The 22,930-nt window shown below is 72.8% G+C and carries 24 protein-coding genes and 1 riboswitch; of the genes, 12 read left to right on the forward strand and 12 right to left on the reverse strand.

What is annotated here, in order from left to right; all coding sequences use genetic code 11:
* The 4 genes from H300_RS24185 to H300_RS29630 all read left to right on the forward strand — a co-directional run.
* Positions 1-675, forward strand: a 675-nt coding sequence (locus H300_RS24185; protein ID WP_037978770.1) for a polymorphic toxin-type HINT domain-containing protein, incomplete at its 5' end; no start/stop codon positions are given.
* A 92-nt stretch (positions 676-767) separates the two neighbouring features.
* Positions 768-1,124: an SUKH-3 domain-containing protein gene (locus H300_RS29620; RefSeq protein WP_199779107.1), complete on the forward strand. Its 357-nt coding sequence runs from the start codon at positions 768-770 to the stop codon at positions 1,122-1,124.
* A 534-nt stretch (positions 1,125-1,658) separates the two neighbouring features.
* Entirely contained in the window at positions 1,659-1,922 is a 264-nt protein-coding gene (locus H300_RS31705; protein WP_037978772.1) for an HNH endonuclease, read from the forward strand.
* A gap of 216 nt (positions 1,923-2,138) precedes the next feature.
* Complete coding sequence (locus H300_RS29630; RefSeq protein WP_078515593.1) at positions 2,139-2,564, forward strand: DUF4265 domain-containing protein; 426 nt, start codon at positions 2,139-2,141, stop codon at positions 2,562-2,564.
* Positions 2,565-2,631: 67 nt separating this feature from the next.
* On the opposite strand, the gene H300_RS0100010 is transcribed toward H300_RS29630, so the two are convergent.
* Both H300_RS0100010 and H300_RS0100015 read right to left on the reverse strand, forming a co-directional pair.
* Entirely contained in the window at positions 2,632-2,838 is a 207-nt protein-coding gene (locus H300_RS0100010; RefSeq protein ID WP_028425747.1) for a DUF397 domain-containing protein, read from the reverse strand.
* Complete coding sequence (locus H300_RS0100015) at positions 2,828-3,667, reverse strand: Scr1 family TA system antitoxin-like transcriptional regulator (RefSeq protein WP_051269219.1); 840 nt, start codon at positions 3,665-3,667, stop codon at positions 2,828-2,830. Before H300_RS0100015 ends, H300_RS0100010 begins: the two co-directional genes overlap by 11 nt.
* A 112-nt stretch (positions 3,668-3,779) precedes the next feature.
* Here H300_RS0100015 and H300_RS0100020 point away from each other — a divergent pair, with 112 nt between their 5' ends.
* From H300_RS0100020 to H300_RS0100030, 3 genes are all read left to right on the forward strand, one after another.
* Positions 3,780-3,989 carry a hypothetical protein gene (locus tag H300_RS0100020; protein WP_028425749.1) on the forward strand — a complete coding sequence of 70 codons (210 nt, stop codon included), beginning with the start codon at positions 3,780-3,782 and terminating at the stop codon, positions 3,987-3,989.
* A complete protein-coding gene (locus H300_RS0100025; protein ID WP_028425750.1) occupies positions 3,986-4,267 on the forward strand; it encodes a hypothetical protein in 282 nt (93 codons plus the stop codon). The genes H300_RS0100020 and H300_RS0100025 overlap by 4 nt, the downstream gene beginning before the upstream one ends.
* Before the next feature lie 264 nt (positions 4,268-4,531).
* Entirely contained in the window at positions 4,532-5,716 is a 1,185-nt protein-coding gene (locus H300_RS0100030; protein WP_028425751.1) for a methyltransferase domain-containing protein, read from the forward strand.
* A gap of 168 nt (positions 5,717-5,884) precedes the next feature.
* Here H300_RS0100030 and H300_RS0100035 read toward each other — a convergent pair whose 3' ends face one another.
* Together H300_RS0100035 and H300_RS0100040 are read right to left on the reverse strand one after the other, a co-directional pair.
* The gene (locus tag H300_RS0100035; protein ID WP_028425752.1) at positions 5,885-6,238 is read right to left on the reverse strand and encodes an antibiotic biosynthesis monooxygenase family protein; all 354 of its coding nucleotides are present in this window, start codon (positions 6,236-6,238) and stop codon (positions 5,885-5,887) included.
* Positions 6,239-6,349: 111 nt separating this feature from the next.
* Complete coding sequence (locus H300_RS0100040) at positions 6,350-6,913, reverse strand: Uma2 family endonuclease (protein ID WP_028425753.1); 564 nt, start codon at positions 6,911-6,913, stop codon at positions 6,350-6,352.
* A 354-nt stretch (positions 6,914-7,267) separates the two neighbouring features.
* On the opposite strand from H300_RS0100040, the gene H300_RS24195 reads away from it, so the two are divergent.
* A complete protein-coding gene (locus tag H300_RS24195) occupies positions 7,268-9,367 on the forward strand; it encodes a bifunctional glycosyltransferase 87/phosphatase PAP2 family protein (RefSeq protein ID WP_486583409.1) in 2,100 nt (699 codons plus the stop codon).
* Positions 9,368-9,420: 53 nt separating this feature from the next.
* Here the strand turns inward: H300_RS24195 and H300_RS24200 are convergent, their stop codons facing one another.
* The 8 genes from H300_RS24200 to H300_RS0100085 all read right to left on the reverse strand — a co-directional run bounded on the left by H300_RS24200 (position 9,421) and on the right by H300_RS0100085 (position 19,227).
* Positions 9,421-10,437: an ECF transporter S component gene (locus H300_RS24200; protein ID WP_078515594.1), complete on the reverse strand. Its 1,017-nt coding sequence runs from the start codon at positions 10,435-10,437 to the stop codon at positions 9,421-9,423.
* A complete protein-coding gene (locus tag H300_RS0100055) occupies positions 10,434-12,260 on the reverse strand; it encodes an ABC transporter ATP-binding protein (RefSeq protein ID WP_028425754.1) in 1,827 nt (608 codons plus the stop codon). Before H300_RS0100055 ends, H300_RS24200 begins: the two co-directional genes overlap by 4 nt.
* A complete protein-coding gene (locus H300_RS24205; protein WP_051269221.1) occupies positions 12,257-13,480 on the reverse strand; it encodes a CbiQ family ECF transporter T component in 1,224 nt (407 codons plus the stop codon). Before H300_RS24205 ends, H300_RS0100055 begins: the two co-directional genes overlap by 4 nt.
* Positions 13,477-14,178, reverse strand: coding sequence for an SCO2322 family protein (locus H300_RS0100065; protein ID WP_028425755.1), 702 nt, complete (start codon positions 14,176-14,178; stop codon positions 13,477-13,479). The genes H300_RS24205 and H300_RS0100065 overlap by 4 nt, the downstream gene beginning before the upstream one ends.
* A complete protein-coding gene (locus H300_RS0100070) occupies positions 14,178-15,503 on the reverse strand; it encodes an SCO2321 family membrane protein (protein ID WP_028425756.1) in 1,326 nt (441 codons plus the stop codon). Before H300_RS0100070 ends, H300_RS0100065 begins: the two co-directional genes overlap by 1 nt.
* A gap of 190 nt (positions 15,504-15,693) precedes the next feature.
* A riboswitch (cobalamin riboswitch) is annotated at positions 15,694-15,775 on the reverse strand.
* A gap of 169 nt (positions 15,776-15,944) precedes the next feature.
* Positions 15,945-17,012, reverse strand: coding sequence for a prenyltransferase (locus H300_RS0100075; RefSeq protein ID WP_028425757.1), 1,068 nt, complete (start codon positions 17,010-17,012; stop codon positions 15,945-15,947).
* Positions 17,009-17,749: a class I SAM-dependent methyltransferase gene (locus H300_RS0100080; protein ID WP_028425758.1), complete on the reverse strand. Its 741-nt coding sequence runs from the start codon at positions 17,747-17,749 to the stop codon at positions 17,009-17,011. Before H300_RS0100080 ends, H300_RS0100075 begins: the two co-directional genes overlap by 4 nt.
* Positions 17,750-17,916: 167 nt before the next feature.
* Entirely contained in the window at positions 17,917-19,227 is a 1,311-nt protein-coding gene (locus H300_RS0100085) for a glycosyltransferase family 4 protein (protein ID WP_028425759.1), read from the reverse strand.
* Positions 19,228-19,464: 237 nt separating this feature from the next.
* On the opposite strand from H300_RS0100085, the gene H300_RS24210 reads away from it, so the two are divergent.
* The 4 genes from H300_RS24210 to H300_RS0100105 all read left to right on the forward strand — a co-directional run bounded on the left by H300_RS24210 (position 19,465) and on the right by H300_RS0100105 (position 22,770).
* Positions 19,465-20,106, forward strand: a complete 642-nt coding sequence (locus tag H300_RS24210) for a TetR family transcriptional regulator (protein ID WP_037978774.1) — start codon at positions 19,465-19,467, stop codon at positions 20,104-20,106.
* 73 nt (positions 20,107-20,179) lie between these two features.
* Positions 20,180-20,827: a class I SAM-dependent methyltransferase gene (locus tag H300_RS0100095; protein ID WP_028425760.1), complete on the forward strand. Its 648-nt coding sequence runs from the start codon at positions 20,180-20,182 to the stop codon at positions 20,825-20,827.
* A 43-nt stretch (positions 20,828-20,870) separates the two neighbouring features.
* Complete coding sequence (locus H300_RS0100100) at positions 20,871-21,785, forward strand: N-acetylmuramoyl-L-alanine amidase (protein ID WP_028425761.1); 915 nt, start codon at positions 20,871-20,873, stop codon at positions 21,783-21,785.
* Between the two features lie 121 nt (positions 21,786-21,906).
* Positions 21,907-22,770 carry a DUF5336 domain-containing protein gene (locus tag H300_RS0100105; RefSeq protein ID WP_028425762.1) on the forward strand — a complete coding sequence of 288 codons (864 nt, stop codon included), beginning with the start codon at positions 21,907-21,909 and terminating at the stop codon, positions 22,768-22,770.
* Positions 22,771-22,930: the final 160 nt, after the last annotated feature.

Raw genomic sequence — 22,930 nt, forward strand, 5'->3', positions numbered from 1 at the left:
CTCGTCAAGGTCACCCTCGACCTCGACGGCGACGCCGGAAGCAAGACGGCCTCCGTCACGGCAACGGACGGTCACCCCTTCTGGGTGCCGGAACTCGGCGACTGGCTGGACGCGACCGACCTCAAGGCCGGCCAGTGGTTGCAGACCAGCGCGGGCACATACGTCCAGATCGACGGCGTCAAGCGCTGGACCCAGCAAGCCACCGTCCACAACCTCACCATCACCTCCCTGCACACGTACTATGTGCTGGCGGGCGCTACGCCGGTCCTCGTTCACAATTGTGGCGACGCTGAACTTCAGAGCGAGTTGACCCAACTCGGCAAAGCTCGGATCGAAGACGTCAAGGGCAGCCTTTCCGAAGGTGAGATCCTCCCTGGTGCGTTCAGCGTGGGGCGTGACCGAACCACCGGAATGACTTACTACGGTGAGAGTGGACCCGCCACTGGGCATCACGCCGGTGTGGCTTCCCGGCTACCTGGAGGATCCCAACTCCCGAACGGTCGCCCGCCAGGCGTGTGCGCGGAAGCGCGAATGTGTACTAACGCCCTAAACGATGGAGCGTCGTTGGGGAACTTGGATATCATCACCCTCAACCAGAAAGGAAAGAAGTTCAAAATGTGCCCCAACTGTCAGGCGTGGGTGCCGGACGCGGTTAGGAGCGTACTCACCGGATGAGCGGGTTCAATGAAACTTCGCGGCGACAGAGATTGCGTGATGCATTCCCCGACGCAATCCGAGTAGACTTGGGTCCAGCTTCCATCGATCAGGTGTCCAGGCTCTACGAAATGGCTGGATATGGCATAGGGGTGGAGTTGCGCAGATTCCTCGAAGAGTATCGAGAGTTGTCCATTTCGTGGATCTATCGCGAGATGGAGGTAGGTGTGCAAATTGACGCAGGAGAAGCCCTTTCTTTCTATCCTGGTAACATTCGCGCGTTTTCTCAGAGAGTGGGGCGTCCCCTGGTGCCCGTCGGCTCTGCGTTCGCCACCGAAGAAGTGGTATTGATTGCGAGCGATGGAGGCGTATTTCTCGCTGGGGATGCCGGAATGCAGTACGTCGGGAACGGTTTCATGCAATCTATGCGAGCCCTGATTTCTGGAACTTGGAACAAGACCTTCTTCTGAAGGACGTAGTCTAAATTTCGCATGAGGGTCCGCCGGTTTGAAGGTCTGCTAGCATCGACCTTCGCGCTGAAGCAAGCCGCTGATTACTGCCATGGTGTGGCGCCAGTCACCTGATGTCGAATAGGAATCGAAAACGAGCGGCCCCACTCAAGTTCCTTGGGCTCAAGGGGTCGTCGCAACACCACTCGATTTCAGGTGGTGAATGGATCACGTGGACGCTCGGCCGGGGTATTCTAGTGAGCATTTCCGATCTTCACTTTCCAGAGCGTAGATCGGAAATGCTCACTACTGTTGCAGACTAGTGCGGGCACGTACGTCCAGATCGACGGCGTCAAGCGCTGGACCCAGCAAGCCACCGTCCACAACCTCACCATCACCTCCCTCCACACGTACTATGTGCTGGCGGGGGCCGCCCCGGTCCTGGTTCATAATATAAACACGTCTACCAGTTGCGGCGTGAATGGTGAGCCAATTTACGGCATTCCGGCCGGATCAAGCGGGGGTCCCGGGGCAGGCAAGAGAATACCTGCCGATATGCTCACTGAATACAATATCGGAGTCAAAGCAGATCCAAATCTTCCTACGCCGTTGTGCTCGTACTGCAGGACGAACCCTGCGCAAGCAGTGGATCATGCCGAACCTCGCATTCGAGGTGGTGATCTAACCGACGCGAATACAACGCCTGCGTGCAGGCACTGCAACAGTTCGAAAAGGGATCGCGGAGCTCCCCTGAATCCGTCGGCAAGTTACACTGGTCCGTGGCCACCGTCTCACTGGCCACCTCATATCAGCAGGTGATCGCGGGTTTCTGAAGCATGGATATGCCCGGCATTAATGTTGCGTCGGGTATATCCATGCCGTATTAGCCGCACTAAATATATTGACGGTTCATCGACGGTGGAGCCGCTGGACTGTCAAGATGGATGGACGCGAGAGGCGTAGTTCATCAGTGCAGAAATTAGCTTTATTGTGCATGATGAGCCTGTTAATAGGCCTAACCCTGCCCATATCGCGATGGTCGACTTGGCGCCTTTCGGCTTTGTTGGTCAGGTGGAGCAAGTGTGGCTGCGCCCTCTTGGTGATGGCCGGTACGAAGTTTGTTGTTTGCTGTTTAGAGTTTACGGATTGGCATTGGGGGACATCGTTTCACTGGATGCAGATGCCAAGCATGTCAATAGAGTTGTGCAGGCTTGCGGGAATCGCCTGTTTCGAATTCTCTTCCTGCCTTCAATTTCTGCGGATGAACTCAACTCGGCGAAAAGCGACGTTGTCAACGCTATTCGTGGTTCCGGCTTGAAGGCGGAGTGGAGTGGAGATCGGCATGTGGCAATCGATATCCCATTGGGTGGATCTGTCGCTCTGGTCTGGGGAGCCGTCCGAAATCTTGGAGGTGTCGCCATATGGGAGTGGTCTGACGTAGAAGCCTTTCGCGCCAGGTGAGTTCTAGTCAGAGCCTTTGCCAGCCTGCACTATGGTTCGATTAGCGGAAGTGGCGTAGGCGTGGGGGTCAGCGGGTCTGGCGGCTGGTGAAGCTGACGAAGGTGGACCAGGCGTCGGCCGGTACCAGGAGGACCGGGCCGGCGGGTGTCTTGGAGTCGCGTACGGGCACGACTCCGGGGAATCCGTCGGCCACCTCGACGCAACTGCCTCCGTCGCCATTGCTGTGCGTGCTCTTGCGCCACAGGGCCGTGGTGAGATCGATTTCAGTGCTCATGTCGGTATTCCTCCGCAGCAGACTGGATCCGAAGGAGAGACGCTGCTGGTGAAAGCGCGGCGGCCCTCAGATGATCGTAGGACAATCCATGCTGCGCCACCTCGGCCGGGTCGTCCAGCAGGTTGCCGTTTCTGGGTCCTTCGACGTAGGCGGCGGGTGGGGCGTCGTCGAAGGTCATGAGGGTGATCATGCCGCCGAGGGCGGGGGCGCCCGCCTCGTAGCCGAGGAGTTGGACGACGATGCGGCGGCGATGGGCCAGGGTGGCGATGTGGGCCAACTGGTCGGCCATGACCTGGGCGTCTCCGACGCGCCGGCGGATGACGCTCTCGTCCAGAACCACCCACAACAGCGGTCGTGTTGGATGGTCGAGCAGATGGGCGCGGTGCAGTCGGGCCCGGACCAGTGCGTCGATCGCCTCGTCCGGGGCGAGCGGTTCGGCGGCGAGGAAGACGGCTCGGGCGTAGTCCGCGGTCTGCAGCAGTCCGGGGACGAACATCGGCGCGTACTCCCGGATCGTGGCTGCGCTCGCCTCCAGGTCCGCCGCCTCCGCGAAGTATGCGGCGTGGTGGCTGCTGTTGATCAGCTCCTCGCACATTCGGGCGAAGAATCCGTCCGTCTTGAGTTCCGCGTCGATGCGCTGGGCGACATCGAGCTGTGGTTTTCGAAGAGCTGCTTCGAACTGCCCGATGTAGGAACCCGAGCAGTAGACGGTCGCGCCCAGTTGCTGCTGGGTGAATCCTGCTCGCTCCCGGCGTCGTTTCAACTCCGAGCCGAAGAACTCCCAGCCGATTCGGGGCTGGGCGGGTACCGGGCCGTCAGCTCTGGCCATGGATCGACTCCCCTTTCACTACACGGTCGTTGTCATGAGGAATACCTGGTCAGCGTAGTGTCGGAGGAGTCACGCTGGGTCGCGAACGAGCAACCCGAAGAAAGGAATTCCCGTGGCAGTCGGAGATCTGGCAGCGCTTTCCCGGCGCACTCTCGTTGATCTGGTTCCGGTACTGGCCGCCAACGACTTGGAGTGGAGTGCGATTCCGGCGGCCGTCGGCCGCCCGCCCGTGTTCAAGGTCGCGGAAGACCTTTCCTGCGAGGAGTGGGAGGCGATGCGTCGGGGTCTGGAGCGGTTGCGTGCGGAGGAGGAGGGCCGGTGATCGCCGAGGGCCGGCGGAGTGCGGCGGAGGACGCCGCCGAGGAACTGCGCCGGGCGCTGGCAGCGGCGGAGTTGGCGGTTCACGGGGTGGTCGTGGAGCCGGAGGTGTGGGACGGGCGGAACGGGCCGGTCCGTCTGGTGGGTCTCGGCGCGGCACTCCCGGACACCGTCCTTGCGCTCGCGGACCTCGTCCGACGCGGTTCCTCGCGCACCGCGAGGTTGCCCGAGCTGCGCGACCGGGTGCGGGAGTTGAACAGGTGGAGCAGGAACCGGCCCTGACTCCCGTACCGGCCGTCGTCGGCAGGCAGTCGACGGCAGGAAGCCGAGGGCGGGCCACCGGCGGCGGGGAGTGGGTGGCAGGGAGCGGTCCGGCGGCGGGCGACGGGGCTCCGATCCGCGGGACCGGCAGTATCCGAACCAGTGAAGGAGCAGCACCATGCAGTCGACGTCGGGCACGACACCCCCGGGCGGGCCCTGGCCGCTCGCCAAGGAGCGGCCAGGGCCCGACGGGGGCACCCCTTTGCAGGATGGGAAGCGGCGCGCATGACCGGGGAATCGGCACAGTCGGCGCGGCCCGGCCGCAGGGAGCTGGGTGACGCCCTCCTGGCATCGCACGCGATGTCCGCGGACTGGGCCCCGGCGTTCGCGGCCGTGGACCGGGCCGCGTTCCTGCCCGACCTGATGTGGGCGTTCGACGGTCAGCGGGCAGCGAGCGTCCCGGTGGACCGGGCCGCCGACCCCGACGCCTGGTACGCGGCGGCCGACAGCGACGTCCCCCTCGTCACCCAGTGGGACGACGGCAGGCACAGCGGCATCTGGCCCGGGAGAGTGGCCACCAGCTCCTCCTCCATGCCGTCCGTCGTGTACGCGCTGCTCCGGACCCTGGACGTGCGGCCGGGCATGCGGGTGCTCGACGTGGGGACCGGCACGGGCGAGACGGCGGCCCTGCTCTCCCACCGCTGCGGGAGCGGACACGTCACCACGGTCGAGGTGGACGCGGACGTCTCCGCGCGGGCCCGGGCCCGGTGGGGCGCGCTCGGTCTGCATCCCGAGGCCGTGGTGGGGGACGGCTGTGCGGGGCACGCCGGCGGTGCGCCCTACGACCGCGTCCTGGCCACTTTCGGCATCCGGAGTGTCCCCGGCGCCTGGATCGAGCAGACGCGGCCGGGCGGTCTCGTGGTCGCGCCGTGGGGGACGCACTTCTCCGCCGCGGACGCCGTCGTCCGCCTTGCCGTGGAGGGCGGGGTGGCGTGCGGGGGTTTCACCCGCCCGGTCGAGTTCATGAAGGCCCGCTCGCAGCGGCTGCCCCCTCCCGACCACGACGCGTACCTGGCCGCCGGGCCGATGGACGAGGCCGACACGTCCACGACGGCGCTCACCGAGGACGAGTTCCTCACGGGCCGGTACACCGCCCTGCCGTTCGTCCTGGGGCTGCGGGTACGCGACTGCGCGCAGTCCGTCGCCGAGAAGCGGGAGGGCGCGCGGCCGGTGTGGTTCCGCGGGCTGGGGGACCGGTCCTGGGCGGCCGTGATGTTCCAGGACGGTGCGCGGGAGGCCCGCGTCTGGCAGTCGGGGCCGCGCAGGCTCTGGGACGAGGTGGAGGCGGCCTACCGCTGGTGGGTCGCCCAGGGCGGGCCGGACCACACCCGGTTCGGCCTCACGGTGACGCCGGACGGCGAGTCGGCGTGGCTCGACAGCCCGCGCAACGCGTGGAGTCTGCGGGGCTGACCCCGGGCCGGGCACGCCCGTGGGACGCGCCCGCGGGCCCGGGTCCGGGCCGTTTCCCCGGGGAGGTGGCGTCCCGCGAGGGAGCACCGGCGGTGCTGCGCCGTGCCCCGGCGCGTGCGCGCCGTGCCCCCGGCCGGGGAGGTCGCGGGGCACGGCGCGGCGGCGGGTCTACTTGGGAGCGGCCTGCTGGACCACTTCGAAGCTCCACAGGGTCGAACCGCCCGCGGCGGGCTTCTCGCCCTGTCCGCCGCCCTGGCCGTCGCTCTTGCCATCGCTCTGGCCGTCGCCGCCCCGGTGTGCGGCCTTCATCGGTCCCTCCATCCAGGCCTGGAAGGACTCCTCGTCCCTCCAGCGGGTGTACACGAGGTACTGGTCGGTGCCCTCGACCGGCCGCAGCAGTTCGAACCACTCGAACCCGTCGGAGCTCTCCACGGAGCCGGCACGGGAGGCGAAGCGGGACTCCAGGACCTCCCGCTGCTCCTCGGGGACGGTCAGCACATTGATCTTGACGATGCTGGGCACCTCACACCTCCAACAGAACGGACGCCCGACGGCGTCCCGACCTCGGTCACGTGGGTGCAGTCTCCTACATCCCGGTTCGGTGGGACGTCGGTGCCGACGTGGGGTCGGTGCCTACTGCCGGGCGAGCTCCGCCGGGTCGATGGCGACGGGGAACGGGATGTCCAGCCGCGTTGTCGCACCGGCGAGGGCGGTCGTACGCTCCACGTACCGGCCGTCTTCCAGCTCATGGACGACGAGCATCGGGGCGGGGTCGAACTCCAGGCGCCAGAAATGCGGGATGGCCGCCTCGGCATAAAGCATCGGTTTGAACTTGCGATCCACGGTGCGATTGCCGGGAGAGACCAGTTCGACCACGAGTTGGAGACCGTCGGCGTCCACGCTGACGCCGTCCTCGGCGGTCGCTCCCGCATCGGCCACCACCAGGTCCGGCACCACGAGGCCCGAGGGCAGGATGACGTTGACGGCCTCCAGTACCTCGACCGCTGCCTCGGCCTTGCGAGCCGCCGTGTGCAGGATCATGGCCAGCCGGAGTGAGGCCCGCTGGTGACGGATGCCGGGTGCGGGGGACATCACGAGAGACTCCCCCAGCAACTCGTAGCGAGTGGTGCGGTCTTCGGGCAGGGCCAGGACATCGGCGACGGTCCAGGGCCCGGTGTGGTCGATGGCACCGCTCATTCCCTTCACCTCCTCGTCCCCCCACCGCCCCGGTGGGCAGCGCCGACCGGGACGCCGCCAGTGGTCGCGGTGTGGCGCTCGACATGCGGTACACGGCCAGCATACGGGCGCGCTCACCTGCCGGTACCGGGCTCCGCCGCCCCGGACGTGTTACCCGACGCGACGTTTCCCGCGGCGGTGCTTCCCGAGGGCGGACTCCCCACGAGCAGGCGCGGATCCTTCACGGTCACGAGTCAGGTGACGCCGGGGTGTACTGCGTCTGACATCCGGAATGATGTGCTTGCACCAGCACGACCGAGCTGGACGGCAGCGAGCGTGTGGGACAGCAGGGGACCCAGGGACGGGCGGCAGGGCGTGACGGCGGAGACGAGCGGACGCGGGCCGGCGGTGCTGCGGCGCGGGGTGGCGGGCGACCTTCCCGCCGGGAGGGCGGGGGAGGTCCTGGCGGTGGCGGCGCTGTGGCTGCTGGCGGCGGCGCTGGCGGGACGCCAGGCCGCGGCGGTGCTGCGGCTTCCGGTGGAGCAGCGGCTGCCCGGCCTGCTCGGCCGCCTCGGCGGCTACGGCATGCCGGGGGCCGGCGGCCCGCTCTACGAGGCCGGTGCCGCGGACACCCCGTTCGCCGGCACCCCGTTCGCCGGCCTGGTCCTCACCCCGCTGGCCCGCGCGGGGCAGGACGGGTTCGGGGTGCTCTGGACGTTCGGCACCCTGCTGCTGGTGGCCGCACTGGGCCTGCTGGCCGTCCGGGCGATGCCGCAGCCGCTCTCCCACCGCGCCCGGCTCCTCGCGGCTCCGGTCGCGGTCATCCTGCTGGTGGTCTCCGTCCCGGTGCGCAACGCCTTCTTCCTGGGCCAGGCGAGCGTGATCCCGGTGCTGCTGGTCCTGGGCGCCCTCCTGTACGGGAGCCGTGCGCCCCGGGCCGCCGGTCTGCTGATCGGACTCGCGGCGGCACTGCAACCGTCGATGCTGGTCTTCGTCCCCCTGCTCTGGCTGGCGGACCGCCGCCGCGAGGCGGGGGCCGCGGCCGGCGGCTTCGCCGCCTGCACGCTGCTCGCCTGGGTCGCGCTGCCCGCGGACTCCTGGACGTACTGGTTCCACCACGTCGCCGGGGTGGGACTGGGCGGCGCGTCCGACGGCCTGTCCAACCAGTCGCTGCACGGCATGCTGCTGCGCCTGGGCCTCTCGGGGCCGATCGAACTCGTGCTCTTCGTGGTGCTGGCGGTGGCGGTCGCGGTGATCGGGCTGCGGCGCGCCGCCGACTGCCTCCGCGACGGCCAGTTGCTGCTGGGCGCGGCGCTGGCCGGCTGTGTCGCGGTCGCGGTCGCGCCGGTGGCGTGGCAGCACCAGCAGCTGTGGCTCCTGCTGGCGGTCGTCGGACGGGTGGGACGCCGCCGTGCGGACCGACTGGTGTGGCCGGTGTTCGTGGTGCTGGTGATGACCCTGGACGCCGGCGCACTGGTGCCGCACATCGCCTGGCTGGCCCCGCTGGGAGAGAACGCCCCGCTGCTCGCCGCGCTGCTCGCATCCTGCGTGCTGCCGTTCGTGCTCCGCGGCTCCGAGCGCTGGGACCGGCCGGAGCGGTCCGGCCCGCTCAGCCGGCCGAACCTGATGCTGGAGCTGCTGCTGATAAGGGTCGGGTACTTCGCCTACTCCTACGTCCGCTCGCTCGTGCCGGACGGCCGCGAGAGGGCGGAGGGGCACGGGCGGCAGATCCTGGAAGCGCAGCAGGCGCTGGGCATCGACATCGAGCACGGCATCAACCAGGCCGTGGCCGGGGTGCGGTGGCTGAGCGAGAGCATGAACTTCTACTACGGCGCCTTCCACTTCCTGGTGCCGATCTCGCTGCTCGTCGGCCTCTACCTGCGCCGCCCCGCCACCTACCGGTGGGCCCGCGCCTCGCTGTGCTTCGGGACCCTCTTCGGGCTGGTCGGCTTCTGGCTCTACCCGCTCGCCCCGCCCCGGCTGATGCCGGGCCTGGGGTACATCGACACGATCAACGGGCCGCAGAACTTCGAGGACCCCGACTTCGGCGTCCTCACCGGCATCTCGAACCAGTACGCGGCGATGCCCTCGCTGCACGTCGGCTGGTCGCTCTGGGCGACCCTCGTGATCATCCGGATCACCCCGAACGTGTGGCTGCGGCTGCTGGGCGTCCTGTACCCGCTGCTCACCACGGTGGTGGTGATGGGCACCGCCAACCACTACCTGCTCGACGCGGCCGGTGGTGCGGTGGTGATCGCGGCGGGGTTCGCCGCCGCCCACTTCTGGACCCGGCACGCCCCGGGCGGCGCCTCGCCGCCGGGCACCTCCCTCCGGAAGGACGAGGGGACGTCGCCCGCCCGGGCCGGTGCCCGGGCCGGTGCCGGGGCCGACCCGGGTGGGGGTTCCGGTGGGGCGGGGGCAGGACCGGCGGGAGAGGCGCGCGAAGTGGAGGCGGAGGCGTCCCCGCGCGCGTAGCTGTGCGGTCCGGACGGTCCCGCCCGGTGGCGGGGCGGGGGACGGGTGGTCGGTCAGCGGGCCGAGGTGCCGGGCGGCCGGGCGGTCGGGGCGTGCGCCCCGGCGTCCGGGGCGGGGGCGTCGGTGGGAGCCGGAGTACCGGTGGAGTCGGGGGTGCCGGTGGGGTCCGGGGTGTGGGACGGTGCGAAGGAGACGGGGGCGTCGAAGGCGGCGCGGCGGGTGGCGCGGCGCAGGGCCCGCAGCAGGGTGCTGCCGAGAGTGAGCGTCAGCACGGCCGTCAGCGCGGCGCGGGGGAGGTCCCAGCCGAGCGAGGTGGCGAGCCAGTAGGCGGCGAAGCGGGCCAGGTTGTCCGGCAGCGGATCGCCGGGGACGAAGGAGATACCGGAGCCGAGCCCGGCGATCCACGTCCAGCCCTGAAGGTTCATCACCACCCCGTAGAGCACCGCGGCGGTCGCTCCGTAGCCCGCGAGCAGCAGGAGTTCCCCGCGGCCCCGCAGCGCGTGCGGACCGGGGAGCAGGCCCGCCCCCATCGAGACCCAGCCCATCGACAGCATCTGGAACGGCAGCCAGGGGCCGACACCGCCGGTCAGCAGGGCCGAGGCGAACATGGAGACCGCGCCGAGCACGAAGCCGAACCCCGGGCCGAGCACCCGCCCGGAGAGCACCATCAGGAAGAACATCGGTTCCAGCCCGGCGGTGCCCGCGCCCAGCGGGCGCAGGGCGGCACCGGCGGCGGCCAGGACGCCCAGCATCGCCACCGCCTTGGCGTCCACCCCGCGGTCGGCGATGGTGGCGACCACAACGGCCAGCAGGAGGGGCAGCAACGCGGCGAACAGCCAGGGCGCGTCTCCCGCGTGGGCGGCGCCCGCGTCGAGGTCGGCGAGCAGCGGCCAACCGAACGCGGCCACGCCGACGGCGGAGACCAGCAGCAGCGCCGCGGCGGACCGTCCGCCCAGCCGCACCGCCCGCACCTGGCGCTCCCGCGCGCCGGAGGTGCCGGATGTGCGGGACGTGCGGGGCGTGCGGGACGGGGCGGACGGGGTGCGGTGCGGCGCGTCGTCCCGGCTCATGGGGTCCGCTCCAGGGCACGCCGTACCTGGGGGACGGTCAGCCAGCGCTGCGGGGCGAGCACCTTGGCGGTCTGCGGGGCGAACGCGGGGGAGGAGACGACGACTTCGGCTGTCGGGCCGTCCGCCACCACCTCGCCCTGCGCCAGGATCACCACCCGTCCGGCCAGCTCCGCGGTCAGTTCCACGTCGTGAGTGGCGAGGAGCACGGCGTGTCCGCGGGCGGTGAGCCCGCGCAGCACCTCCACCAGCCGTCCCTTGGCCGCGTAGTCGAGCCCGCGGGTGGGTTCGTCGAGCAGGATCAGCGGCGGCGCCGACGTCAGGACGAGCGCGAGCGCGAGGGTGAGCCGCTGGCCCTCGGACAGGTCGCGGGGGTGGGTGCGGTCGTCGATGCCGGGCAGCAGCGCGGCCACCAGCGCGCGGCACGTCCCGGGCGGAGCGGCGGCGTCCCGGTCGGCTGCCTCGCACTCGGCCGCGACGGTGTCGGCGTACAGCAGGTCGCGGGGTTCCTGCGGGACGAGCCCGACGTGCCGCAGCAGCTCCGCGGGCCGGGCGCGGCACGGGTCCTGCCCGCCGACACGCACGGTCCCGGCGGCGGGCTGGTGCAGTCCGGCCAGGGCGCCCAGCAGCGTGGACTTGCCGGTGCCGTTGCGGCCCATCAGCGCGACGGTCTCACCGGGCCGCACGGTGAGCGAGACCTGGTGCAGCACCGGGTTCCGGCCCCGCCGCACCCCGAGCCCGGACATCCGGGCGAGCGGGGCCGCCTCCGCACCCCGGGGAACGGTCCGCGGGCCCGCTCCGGGTGCGGACGCAGCGCCGCCCGCCGCCGCCCGTCGCTCGGGGGCCCGGCCGCGGAACAGACCCCGCAGACGGCTGAGCGGTGCCGGGGCGGGACCGATGTCCGTCCCGGGGCCCGGGTCGGGGGCGCTGCCGGTGTCCGCCATGGGGGTCGTGCCGGTGCAGGTTGCGGCGACCGGGGTCGCGCTCGTCTCCTCCTCTGCCGGGGGCCGGTCCGCCAGGCGGGCGCGGAGCGGGGCGGCGCGGCGGCGGGCGTCGCGTACCGACAGCGGCAGCGGGGACCAGCCCGCCAGCCGCCCCAGCGCGACGACCGGCGGCTGAACCGGGGACACCGCCATCAGCGCGGCCGGGTCGCCGAGTTCGGCGGGGAGCCCGGGGCCGGGCAGCAGCAGCACCCGGTCGGCGTACTGGACGACGCGCTCCAGCCGGTGCTCCGCCATCAGCACCGTGGTGCCGAGGTCGTGCACCAGCCGTTGCAGCACGGCGAGCACCTCCTCCGCCGCGCCGGGGTCGAGCGCGGAGGTCGGCTCGTCCAGGACCAGCACCGCCGGGTGGGCGGTGAGCACGGAGCCGATCGCGACCCGCTGCTGCTGCCCGCCGGACAGCGTGGCCAGGGCCCGGTCCCGCAGTTCGGCGAGGCCGAGCAGGTCCAGGGTCTCCTCCACCCGGCGGCGCATGGTGGGCGCGGGCAGTCCGAGGGACTCCATGCCGTAGGCCAGCTCGTCCTCGACCGTGTCGGTGACGAAGTGGGCCCGCGGATCCTGCCCCACGGTCCCGACCAGGTCGGCGAGTTCGCGCGGTTTGTGGTCGCGGGTGTCCCGGCCGCCGACGGTGACCCGGCCGTGCAGGGTCCCGCCGGTGAAGTGCGGGACAAGGCCGGAGACCGTGCCCAGCAGCGTGGACTTGCCGACCCCGGAGGGGCCGACGAGCAGCACCAGTTCGCCCTCGGGGACGGTCAGGTCGACGCCGTCCAGGGCGGGTGCGGTGGTGTCCTCGTAGGTCACCGAGACGTTCTCGAAGCGGATCACGTGCCCGTGCTCTCCTTGTTCTCCTCGCGTTCCCCGGCCCCTGCCGCCGTTTCCCGCACCGTGTCCTCGCGCCGCGTGCGGCGCGACGGGCGGGCGGCGGCCGGGGCGCCGACCGCGGGGAGGGGGGCCACCAGGGCCGGCAGCAGGCCGAGCAGTACGGCGGCGGCCGGCCACAGCGGCAGCCCGGGCGCGCTCAGCGGGACGGCGGGCGGGTTCAGCGCCTGCGGGTACTGCCCGGACGCGGCGACGAGCGCGGCGCCGACGGCGGTGCCGGAACCGGCCACCAGCCACGCCCGGACGCCCCAGCGGTCCGGGCGGTAGCGGGTCCGCACGGTGCGCCGGCCGCCGAGCCACAGACCGCCCAGCGCCGCGGCGAGACCGATCAGCAGCACCGGCAGCCCGTACGCGGCTCCCTGCGCGGAGAGCAGCGCGTAGGTTCCGGCGCAGACGCCGAGCAGCCCGCCGAGGGTGAGCGCCCCGGTGGTGCGCCGTACGGCGGCCGGGACCGCGGCGGTGCGCCCGTAGCCCCGCGCGTCCATCGCCGCGGCGAGCGCGACCGACCGCTCCAGGGCGCCCTCCAGGACCGGTAGCGCGACCTGGAGGATCGCCCGCACGCCCTTGTCGGGCCTGCCCCGCAGGCGTCGTGCCGCGCGCAGCCGCTGCACGTCGGCGACCAGGTTCGGGGCGAAGGTCATCGCGACGACCACCGCCACCCCGACCTCGTAGAGCGCCCCGGGCAGGGACTTCAGCAGCCGGGCCGGACTGGCGAGGGCGTTGGCCGCGCCGACGCAGATCAGCAGGGTCGCCAGCTTCATCCCGTCGTAGCAGGCGAAGAGCAGGCCCTCGGCGGTGACCGGGCCGCCTACCCGGACGCCCTGCGCCCAGCCCGGCAGCGGCAGTTCGGGGAGGGTGAAGAGCAGCCGGGTGCCGGGGACGGCCGAGCCCAGCAGCACGGCGAACACCAGCCGGATGCCCAGCACCAGCAGGGCCAGTTTCAGGAAGGTGCCGTAGCTGCGGGCCCATGGCGCATCGCTGCGCCGGGCCGCCACGACGTAGCCGGTGACGGCCACCAGCAGGGCGAGGATCAGCGGGTTGGTGGTGCGGGAGGCCGCGGCGGCCAATCCCAGGGCCCAGAGCCACCAGGCCCCGGCGTGCAGGGCGGTGGCCCGGTCGGCCCGGGGGGCCCGCAGACCGGGCAGTCGGCCGCCGTCCCTCCTCACCCGCGTCGCCTGACCTGCCACACGGCCCCGCCGGCCAGGACGGTGACCGTCAGGGCACCGGCGACCAGCGGCAGCGTCCCGCTGCCGTCGTCGCTGTCGCCGCCGTCCCCGCTGCCGCCCGATTCGCCCGCGGTCTCGTCTCCGGCTCCGGACCCTGCGGTCTCCCCGGAGGCAAGGGGCTCGCCGCAGCCGGATTCGGGGTAGCCGTCGATGCCGCAGAGCAGCGCGTCGGAGTTGTAGCGCAGCGGCTCGGCGACCGCTGCCAGGGCGGCGGCCGCGGTGCCGTCCGCGGCGAGGGAGGCGCACCCGGTGCGGGGAGCGGGCGGCTTCCGGCCGTCCGCGGCGTCGGCGCGCGTCCCGGGGTCGATCACCACCGCGACGCGTTTGCGGTCCTCCCGCTGCGGGGTGTCCGCGCAGACCCCGGCGAACCCGGCCCGCTGCCGCGGTTGGGCGGCGTCCCGGGAGTCGGCGCTCCTCGCGAACCGGAAGCCGACCACCTCGCCGTCGGCCGGGCGCAGGGTGCCCGGGCCCTCGGTCGCGTAGGTCCAGTCCGCCTCCGGGCCCGCCTGCGCCGCGGACTTCGTCCAGAACGACCAGTAGCGGTAGCCGTCGGCGTGCGCGGCGGACGCGCCCAGGACGGTGCCGACGCCGCCCAGCAGCACGCAGAGCAGTGCCGCCGCGCACGCCCGCCCGCGCATCAGCGGTCCCGCTTGTTCCGGTTGCGCATGCTGAGCAGCAGGCCGACGCCGACGCCCGCGAGCACGCCGACCCCCAGGACCAGCCAGAGCGCGGTGGGCGCCTCCTCGTCCTGCGCGGCGCCGTTCTCCCCGTCGTCGCCGTCCTTCCCGGCGTCCGGCGAGGCGTCGGCGGAGTCCTCGGCCGAGGCCGGTTCGGGGCCGGTGGCGTTCAGCCGGGACACCAGGTCGGCGCCGCCGAACTCCGCCGGGTCGCCGCCCGCGGCGTGCACGGCCAGTACCAGGTAGCCCAGGGCCGCCGGGTCGTCCGCTGCCTTGTCCCAGTCGCCGAGGTTCTCCGCCAGCCAGTCCAGCGCCCGCTGCGCCGCCTGCGGCTGCCCGACGGCCACCAACGCCGGCACGGCCTGGGCGGTCGCGCTCCAGTCCGGCTGGTCCTCGGCGCCCTCCAGGGCGGACATCAGGTGCTGCCCGTTCTCCTCCAGCGCGCCCGTGAGGTGGGCGGCGGCCGCGGTGGTCGCCTCCTCCGCCGGGTAGTCGCCGCCCTCGCCGCAGTCGGGGGCCTTCGGAGCACCGGCGTCCGGTCCGTCGGCGTCCGGGTCCCCCTCGACGGGGGGCACCACGGCGCCGCGGCCCGCGAGGGCCGCCGTCGCGGCCACGGTCGCGGCGGAGTTGGCGGGCGTGCCCGCGTCCTCCTCGGTGCCGTTCTCGCCGTCCCGCTGGGAGACGAAGCCGCCGCGGTCGGCGGCGTCCGCCTCGCAGCCGAGCTGGAACCGCCGCAGCGCGTCCAGCGGGGTCCGGTCCTCCTTCGCGGAGCGGGTCTTGGCGGGCTCCTCGCCCGCGGCCGCCAGCGCCCCGGCGACCACGGCGGTGGAGTTGGCGTCGGAGGCGAACTCCGGCTGGAAGCTCCAGCCGCCGTCCTCCTTCTGGACGGACTTCAGCCACTTCACCGAGGAGTCGACCGCGGGCCGGTGTCCGCCCAGCGCCGCCAGCGCCTGCACGGCCAGGCCGGTGGCGTTGGTGTCGGCGGGGGTGTCGTCGGTGCACGGCTTGCCGGCGTCCGGGCGGTACGCGGCGAACCAGCCGTCCGCGCACTGCTGCCCGGCCAGCCACTCCACCGCCTCGTCGGACGGGGTCACACCCGCGGTGTGCTGGGCGAGCAGGGCCAGTGACTGCCGGAAGACCCCGTCGAACTGCGGGTCCGAGGTGCCGTGCAGCCCGCCGGGCAGGGGAGCGGCGGAGGGCGACTCGTCGGCGTGGGCGGCCGGGGCCCAGGTCGTGCAGAGCACGGCGGCCGCGGCCAGGGCCACGGTGCTGCGACGGGGGAACATCAGCGAATGCCTTTCGGGTGGGCGTGCCTGCCGGCCGGGCACCGCCGGCCGGGCGCGCGCAGAGCGCGCCGGCACACCGGGCTCAGCTTCCGTAGACCTCGACGGTGCCGGCTGCCGGACGCGTCCCGAGGGGCGCGGCGGCTGCCGGGAGCCTTGGTCCCCGCAGGCGGGGACGTGCCCTCGCACGGGCGCTCCGGCTCGCGGGCCGCACGGCACTCGGCCTGCGGACGCCGCTCACGGTTGCGGGTCAGCGCCGGATTCGCACCGGCTTCCCCCGGGCGAAGGCGGGAACTGCGTCGCACACTCTAACGCGGACCCCTGGGGCGGAAAACCGGACACAGCGGGTCGTTTGCCCCGCGACGTGGCGACCGCCACGCCCCCGGCGTGCGACGCTCCGCGGCGGCGGCCCCGTGCGCCGGGGGCGATGCGGCAGGAGGTCGGTCAGCAGCAGTCGGGTTCGAGGCCGTGGGGGAGGCGCTCGCCGCTGAAGACCTGGACGGTGGCCTCGTCGCCGCCGAGCGCGGCGACCGCCAGCAGCACCGAGCCCGCCGTCCAGGCGGTCTGCTCCTCCGGCCACACCTTGCCGTCGGCGAAGTTCCGCCCGGTCCAGTACATGCCGTTGCCGGCCCGCAGGTGCTGGATCCAGCGCAGGATGTCCAGCGCCTTGTCCGACTCGCCCGCCACCCACAGCGCCAGGGCGAGTTCGGCGCTCTCCCCGCCGGTCACCCAGGGGTTGGGGGCGACGCACCGGACGCCGACCTCCGGTACGACGAAGGTGTCCCAGCCCGCGTCGATCCGCTGCTTCGCCGCCGTGCCCGTGACCGCGCCGCCCAGGATCGGGTAGTACCAGTCCATCGAGTAGCGGGACTTGTCCAGGAAGCGCTCGGGGTGCTGCCGCAGCGCGTGGCCCAGCCAGCCGGCCGCCAGCTCCCAGTCCGGTTGCGGCTCCTCGCGGTGCTCGGCCACGGCCAGCGCGCAGCGCAGCGACTGGTGGATCGAGGAGCAGCCGGTGAGCAGGGCGTCCGTCACGGGGGTGCCGTCCGGCTCGCGCTTCCAGCCGATCTGGCCGCCCGGCTGCTGGAGTTCCAGGACGAAGGCGGTGGCCGCCGCCACCATCGGCCACATCCGGTCGAGGAAGTTGTCGTCCCCCGTCGCGAGGTAGTGGTGCCAGATGCCGACCGCGACGTACGCGCAGAAGTTGGTCTCCCGGCTGCGGTCGGTCGGTTCGGCGGCGTCCCCGTCGCGGTAGGCGGCGTACCAGGTGCCGTCCGGGAGCTGGTGCTCGGCGAGCCAGCGGTAGGCGGCCTCCGCCCGCTCGTGCTCGCCCGCGGTGTCCAGCGCCATCGCTGCCTCGACGTGGTCCCACGGGTCGAGGTGGTGGCCGCGGAACCAGGGGATCGCGCCGTCCGGGCGCTGGACGGCGGCGATACCGGCGACGGTCAGGGCTGCCTGCTCCGTCGTGAGGACGCCGGGCAGGGTGAGCCGGTCGGTGCGCTCGGGGCTCGTCACAGCGTCACCTTGGGGTGGTGCGGCTTGGTCGCGTACGCCACGAAGCTCTTGCCGATCAACGGGTCGAGCGCCCGCTCGGCGAGCCGGGTCGCCAGTGGCTTCCTCATGATGTCCCAGACGAGCAGCCGGTGGTAGGCGCGTACCGGCAGCGCCGCCTCGTCGCCGTCCCGTTCCACGCCGAAGGCGCACTTCAGCCACCAGTACGGCGCGTGCAGGCCGTGGGCGTGGTGGGTGCCGTAGGGGCGCAAGCCCGCCTCCCGCATGCGCCGGAGCAGTTGGTCGGCGCGGTAGATGCGGATGTGGCCGCCCTCGACCTCGTGGTAGGCGTCGGAGAGCGCCCAGCAGATCTTCTCCGGGCCGTAGCGCGGCACGGTCACCGCGATCCGGCCGCCGGGCCGCAGCACCCGCACCATCTCGGCCAGCACCCCCCTGTCGTCGGGGATGTGCTCCATGACCTCGGAGATGATGACGACGTCGAAGCTGTCGTCCGGGAACGGCAGCGCCAGCGCGTCGCCCTCCACGGCGGTGGCGGTGGCGCCCGCGGGGGCCTCGCCCGCCTCCTCCATCGCGGCGAACCAGCGGGCCACCTCCGCGATCTCCTCGCGGTTGCGGTCGAGTGCCACCACCCGGGCGCCGCGCCGGTAGCACGCGAATGCGTGGCGCCCGGCGCCGCAGCCGAGATCGAGGACGCGATCGCCGGCGGCGAGCGGGAACCGGGAGAAGTCGACGGTCAGCACGGGGACTCTGCTTTCGTGGCGGGTGTGCGGGGGACGGACGGGCACGCGGATCGGCGGACGGGCACGGGGGAGGTGCGTGCGGACGACGGAGTGCGGGACGGGTGGGCAGGTGCGGGTGGGAGGTCGGATACGGGTTGCGGGGGCGGGCGGTGGTGGAGCGGGGAGCGTCAGACGCCGGCCCGATCGCGGCTGATCGCCTCCCGGTAGAGCTCCGCCGTGCCGCGGGCGGCCTGCTCCCAGGTGAACCGGCGCAGCACCCGTTCGCGGCCGCGGGCGCCCAGGTCGCGCCGGAGCGCGGGGTCGCCGAGCAGCCGCCCGAGCGCGGTGGCGAGCGCACCGGCGTCACCCGGCGGGACGGCGAGGCAGGTCTGCCCGTCGGGCCCCGCGACCTCGGGGATCGCTCCGCCGGTGGTGGCCACCAGGGGGGTCCCGGTGGCCATCGCCTCGGCCGCGGGCAGCGAGAAGCCCTCGTAGAGCGAGGGCACGCACGCCGCCTGGGCCCCGCACACCAGGGCGGCCAGTTCCTCGTCGGTGATGCCCTTGACGAACTCCACGGCGCCGGTCAGTCCGAAGCGCTCGATCGCGGCGGCGACGGGGCCGTCGTCGGCGCGCTTGCCGACCACGACGAGGTGCGCCTGCGGATGCTCGGTCCGCAGCTTCGCCAGCGCCTCCACCAGATGGACGAGTCCCTTGAGCGGGACGTCGGCACTGGCCGTGGTGACGATCCGGCCCGGCACCTCGGGAACCTCCGGGTGGGGCGCGAAGATTCGCGCGTCGGCGCCGATGTGCACCACCCGCACCCGTTTCTCGTCCACTCCGAGGTGGTCCACGATCTCCTGGCCGGAGCTGCCGGAGACGGTGAGCACCGAGGGCAGCCGGCGCGCGACCCGCTTCTGCATCCGTGTGAAGCCGTACCAGCGCCGGACGGACAGCCGCTTGCGCACGTTCGGCGCCGCGGCCAGGTCCAGCGCCCGGTCCACGGTGATCGGATGGTGGACGGTGGTCACGAGCGGGGCGCCCAGGTCGCCGAGCAGGCCGTAGCCGAGGGTCTGGTTGTCGTGGACGATGTCGAACGCGCCGCGCCGGGCGCGCAGATGGCGGCGCGCGCGGAGCGAGAAGGTCAGCGGTTCGGGGAAGCCCGCGGTCCACATGGACGCGACTTCGAGCGCGTCGATCCAGTCGCGGTACTCGTCGGGACGCGGCGTGCGGAACGGGTCGGGGCTCCGGTAGAGGTCCAGGCTCGGCAGCTCGGTGAGCGTGACCCCCTCGTCCACCACGGGGTAGGGCTGGGCGCCGATCACCTCGACCCGGTGTCCGAGCCGGGCCAGTTCCCGGGACAGGTGCCGGACGTACACGCCCTGGCCGCCGCAGTACGGGTTGCCCTTGTAGCTGAGCAGCGCGATCCGCAGCGGGCCGTGGGCGGCGCCGGGGCGTCGCGGGGGGCCGGACACCGTGTTCCGTACGGCCTCTGCGGTCACTCGCGGCCCCCTTCGGGCTGGGATTCGGCGGAGCGTAACCGCTTCCGCGAAGGTGGAACAAGTTTCAGGTTCGGGCTCGGTCCGGCCCTTCCGGACCCCCTGAATCTACCGGTCGGTCACCGAGTCCGGCCGGGCGGACCTGGTGACGCGCGCCACGGCCGCCGTATCGTGGGCGGTCATCCGCCCGCCGCCCCGCCGTCCGGTGCCCACCGCCCCGAGGAACGCGATCCCCCACCCATGACCACACCGCCCGGGCCACCCGCCGCGCCGAGGCTGACCGAGCGCCAGGAGGCCCGGCGCCGCCGGATTCTGGACGCCTGCGCCCGACTGGCCCGCGGCGGCGGCTTCGACGCGGTCCAGATGCGGGAGGTGGCGGAGCTGTCCGGGGTGGCGCTCGGCACGCTGTACCGCTACTTCCCGTCCAAGGTGCACCTGCTCGTCGCCTGCATGGGGGACCAGCTCCAGCGGATGCACGCCGCGCTGCACACGCATCCGCCCACCGGGCCGGAACCGGCCGAGCGGGTGGCGGAGACGCTGATGCGCGCCTTCCGCGCCATGCAGCGCGAGCCGCGGCTGGCCGAGGCCATGGTCCGTGCGCTGACCTTCGCCGACCGGTCGGCCGGCGCCGAGGTGGAGGGGGTCTTCCGGCTCACCACGGCCGTCATCCTGGACGCGGTGGCCCTGGACGGCGCGCCCACCCCCGCGCAGCTCTCGGCGGTCCGGGTGGTCGAGCACACCTGGCACTCGGCACTGATCACCTGGCTGTCCGGGCGGGCGACGATCGCCCGGGTGGAGGCGGACGTCAGGACCGCCTGCCGGCTGATCGACCTCACCTCACCCGGCCGGGCCCCGGCCGACCCGGGTGCCGACCGGGGCTGACCGACGCCCACCGGTAAGGCGTGCCGACGGGAAACACGGACCCGGGTCCCGGCGCCCGCCCGCGTACGGCAGCATGAGCACCATGACACCCGAGCCGAGCACCCTCGCCGCCTTCGAGAGCGCGAAGGGCTTCATGCCGCAGGACGAGGGGCTCGCCCTGCACGCGGCGGCCGCGGGCGCCGCCGGGCTGGGCCTCCCGCTGCTGGAGATCGGCACCTACTGCGGACGATCCACCCTGCTGCTTGCCGACGCCGCCCGCGCGAAGGGCGTGACGGTGGTGACGGTGGACCACCACCGCGGCAGCGAGGAGCAGCAACCGGGCTGGGAGTACCACGACCCGTCCCTCGTCGACCCCGAGGTCGGCCGGACGGACACCCTGCCCGCCTTCCGGCGGACGCTGGCGGCCGCCGGTCTGGAGGAGCACGTCATCGCCGTCGTCGGCCGTTCCCCGCAGGCCGCGGCCTTGTGGCAGGGCGAGTTCGGGCTCGTTTTCATCGACGGCGGCCACACCGACGAGCACGCCGCCGCGGACTACGAGGGCTGGGTCCCCCGCCTCGCGACCGGGGGGCTGCTGGTGATCCACGACGTCTTCCCCGACCCCGCGGACGGTGGCCGGGCCCCCTATCGGATCCACCAGCGGGCCCTGGCCTCCGGCGCGTTCGCCGAGGAGCCGGCGACCCGGTCGCTGCGGGTGCTGCGGCGGATCGGGCAGGGAAGCTGACGTGGCGTCGGGCACTCCCATGTCCGCCGGCCGGTGGACCTTCCTGGTCGCCGCGGCGCTGCTGCCGCTGGCCCTCCTGGGTGTCCTGCTGTGGCTGGCCGCCCGCGGCGGCGAGGGCTCCTCCGCCGACGGCCCGACCACACCGGCGCCCGGCGCGCGCGAGCCGGCGGACGGGCCGGAGCAGGGCCCGGGCCGAGCGAAGGGCCGCACCGCCGACCCGTCCGAGGACGGCGAGGGGCAGGACGGCGACGGAGGCGACGGGGGGCCGCTCGCCGGACGGGTCGTCGTCCTGGATCCGGGCCACAACCCCGGCAACCGCGACCACACCGCGGAGATCGCCCGTCAGGTGGACATCGGGACCGGCCGCAAGGAGTGCGACACCACCGGCACCGCGAGCGACGACGGGTACCCGGAGGCGGAGTTCACCCTGGACCTGGCCGAGCGCACCGAGAAGGTGCTCACCGCGCTCGGTGCCACCGTCGAACTCACCCACCGCGGCGAACGGCCGTTCGGGCCGTGCATCGACGAGCGCGCCCGCGCCGGCAACGAGGCGGAGGCCGACGCCGTCGTCTCCCTGCACGCGGACGGCTCCGGCAGCGGCAACACCGGCTTCCACGTGATCCTCCCCGCCGCCGTGGACGCCGGGGAGGCGGACACCTCGGCCGTCGTCGAGGGCTCGCGGCGCCTCGGCGAGCACCTCGCCGAGGGATTCGCCGACCGCACCGGCTTCGAACCCGCCGACTACCTCGGCCCGGAGACGGCCGCGTCGGGCCTGGTGGTGCGCGGCGACCTCGGCGGACTGAACCTTTCCCGAGTGCCGAAGGTCTTCCTGGAGTGCGGGAACATGCGCAACTCCGGCGAGGCCGCCGCGTTCGCCGACCCCGAGTGGCGGGCCGGGGCGGCCGAGGGGGTCGCCGACGGGATCGCGGACTTCCTCGCGGCTGAGGACGGCACCTGACGCCCTGTGGGGGCGCCCCGCCCGCGCCGGGGTTCGTCCCGCCGGGGCGGACGTTGTCCGTACGATGGTGTCGCCCCTGTGCTGACCGGCCCATGACGACGAGATCGACTAAGGATCTGATGTGAACAACCGCTCGCTCACTCGAGGCGACGCAGTGGTGATCGGAGCAGCGGTTCTGCTGTTCATCGCCTCATTCCTCGACTTCTACACGGCCAGTTCGGAGTTCGGCGGTTCCGACGGCCGCAACGGATGGTCGAACTTCTGGTGGCCGGTCATGCCGTCCGTCTTCCTGGCCGGGTTCTTCGCCGCCGGTCTCATCGCGGGGTCGCGATTCCTGCCGCAGGAGCGGAAGGTCCTGGGGCTCAAGCTCGACCAGTGGGGCCTCGCGCTCAGCGTGTTCGCCCTCTGGACCGCCTTCTGGACCCTGCTCAGCAGTACCGGGGACGCCAAGGCCGCCTTCGACGTCGGCGCCGGCCAGATCATGGCCTTCATCGCGGTGCTGATCCTGGCCGGCGGCGCGATCGCCACCCCGTTGCTGCCGCCGCTGCGGGCCCCGCTGCTCCCCGCCGGTCCGCGACCGGGCGCGCGGCAGCCCCACGGCGCCGGTCCGCAGCCGGGTTACGGCTACCCCGGTGGTCCGCAGCCCGGCCAGCCGCAGCCCGGCTACGGGTACCCCGGCGCGGCGCAGCCCGGCTACCCGCAGCAGGGCGGCCAGGCCGCTCCGCAGCAGTCCTACGGCGGGGGGCAGCAGCCCCAGCCCCAGCAGCAGCCGGCCGCCGCCGACCCGAACTTCCAGCCGTTCTGGTTCGCCGTGCCGGTAGCCCGTCCGCTGTTCGGCGAGGACGGCGCGCCCACCCCGGTCGCCGAGCTCGCACCGGGCACCTGGTACCTCGCAGTCGAGCAGCGCGGCCCGGCGCTGATCGCCCAGACCCAGGACGGCCGGCGGGGGGTCCTCCAGGACACCTCCGGCATCCAGCGGGGCTGACCCCCGGATTCGCCCCCGCACCCCCGCACCCCCGCACGCCCCCGTCGCCCCTTGTGGCGGCGGGGGCGTGCGTCTGCGCCCGGCAAAGGCCGTGGCCGCACACGGGCCCCGGGACAGCCGGTGCCCGCGGAGTACCGGGCGGGGCACCGGTGCGACCATG

The organism is Streptomyces sp. TAA040 (assembly GCF_000424845.1).

Bases quoted from the DNA above. Each gene is read 5' to 3' on its own strand.
- H300_RS24200 (WP_078515594.1), bottom strand. From the start codon at position 10,437: ATGAGCCGGGACGACGCGCCGCACCGCACCCCGTCCGCCCCGTCCCGC.
- H300_RS0100010 (WP_028425747.1), bottom strand. From the start codon at position 2,838: ATGAGCACTGAAATCGATCTCACCACGGCCCTGTGGCGCAAGAGCACG.
- H300_RS29630 (WP_078515593.1), top strand. From the start codon at position 2,139: ATGGTCGACTTGGCGCCTTTCGGCTTTGTTGGTCAGGTGGAGCAAGTG.
- H300_RS31705 (WP_037978772.1), top strand. From the start codon at position 1,659: ATGCTCACTGAATACAATATCGGAGTCAAAGCAGATCCAAATCTTCCT.
- H300_RS0100040 (WP_028425753.1), bottom strand. From the start codon at position 6,913: ATGAGCGGTGCCATCGACCACACCGGGCCCTGGACCGTCGCCGATGTC.
- H300_RS24210 (WP_037978774.1), top strand. From the start codon at position 19,465: ATGACCACACCGCCCGGGCCACCCGCCGCGCCGAGGCTGACCGAGCGC.
- H300_RS0100015 (WP_051269219.1), bottom strand. From the start codon at position 3,667: ATGGCCAGAGCTGACGGCCCGGTACCCGCCCAGCCCCGAATCGGCTGG.
- H300_RS0100065 (WP_028425755.1), bottom strand. From the start codon at position 14,178: ATGCGCGGGCGGGCGTGCGCGGCGGCACTGCTCTGCGTGCTGCTGGGC.
- H300_RS0100095 (WP_028425760.1), top strand. From the start codon at position 20,180: ATGAGCACCATGACACCCGAGCCGAGCACCCTCGCCGCCTTCGAGAGC.
- H300_RS0100070 (WP_028425756.1), bottom strand. From the start codon at position 15,503: ATGTTCCCCCGTCGCAGCACCGTGGCCCTGGCCGCGGCCGCCGTGCTC.
- H300_RS0100030 (WP_028425751.1), top strand. From the start codon at position 4,532: ATGACCGGGGAATCGGCACAGTCGGCGCGGCCCGGCCGCAGGGAGCTG.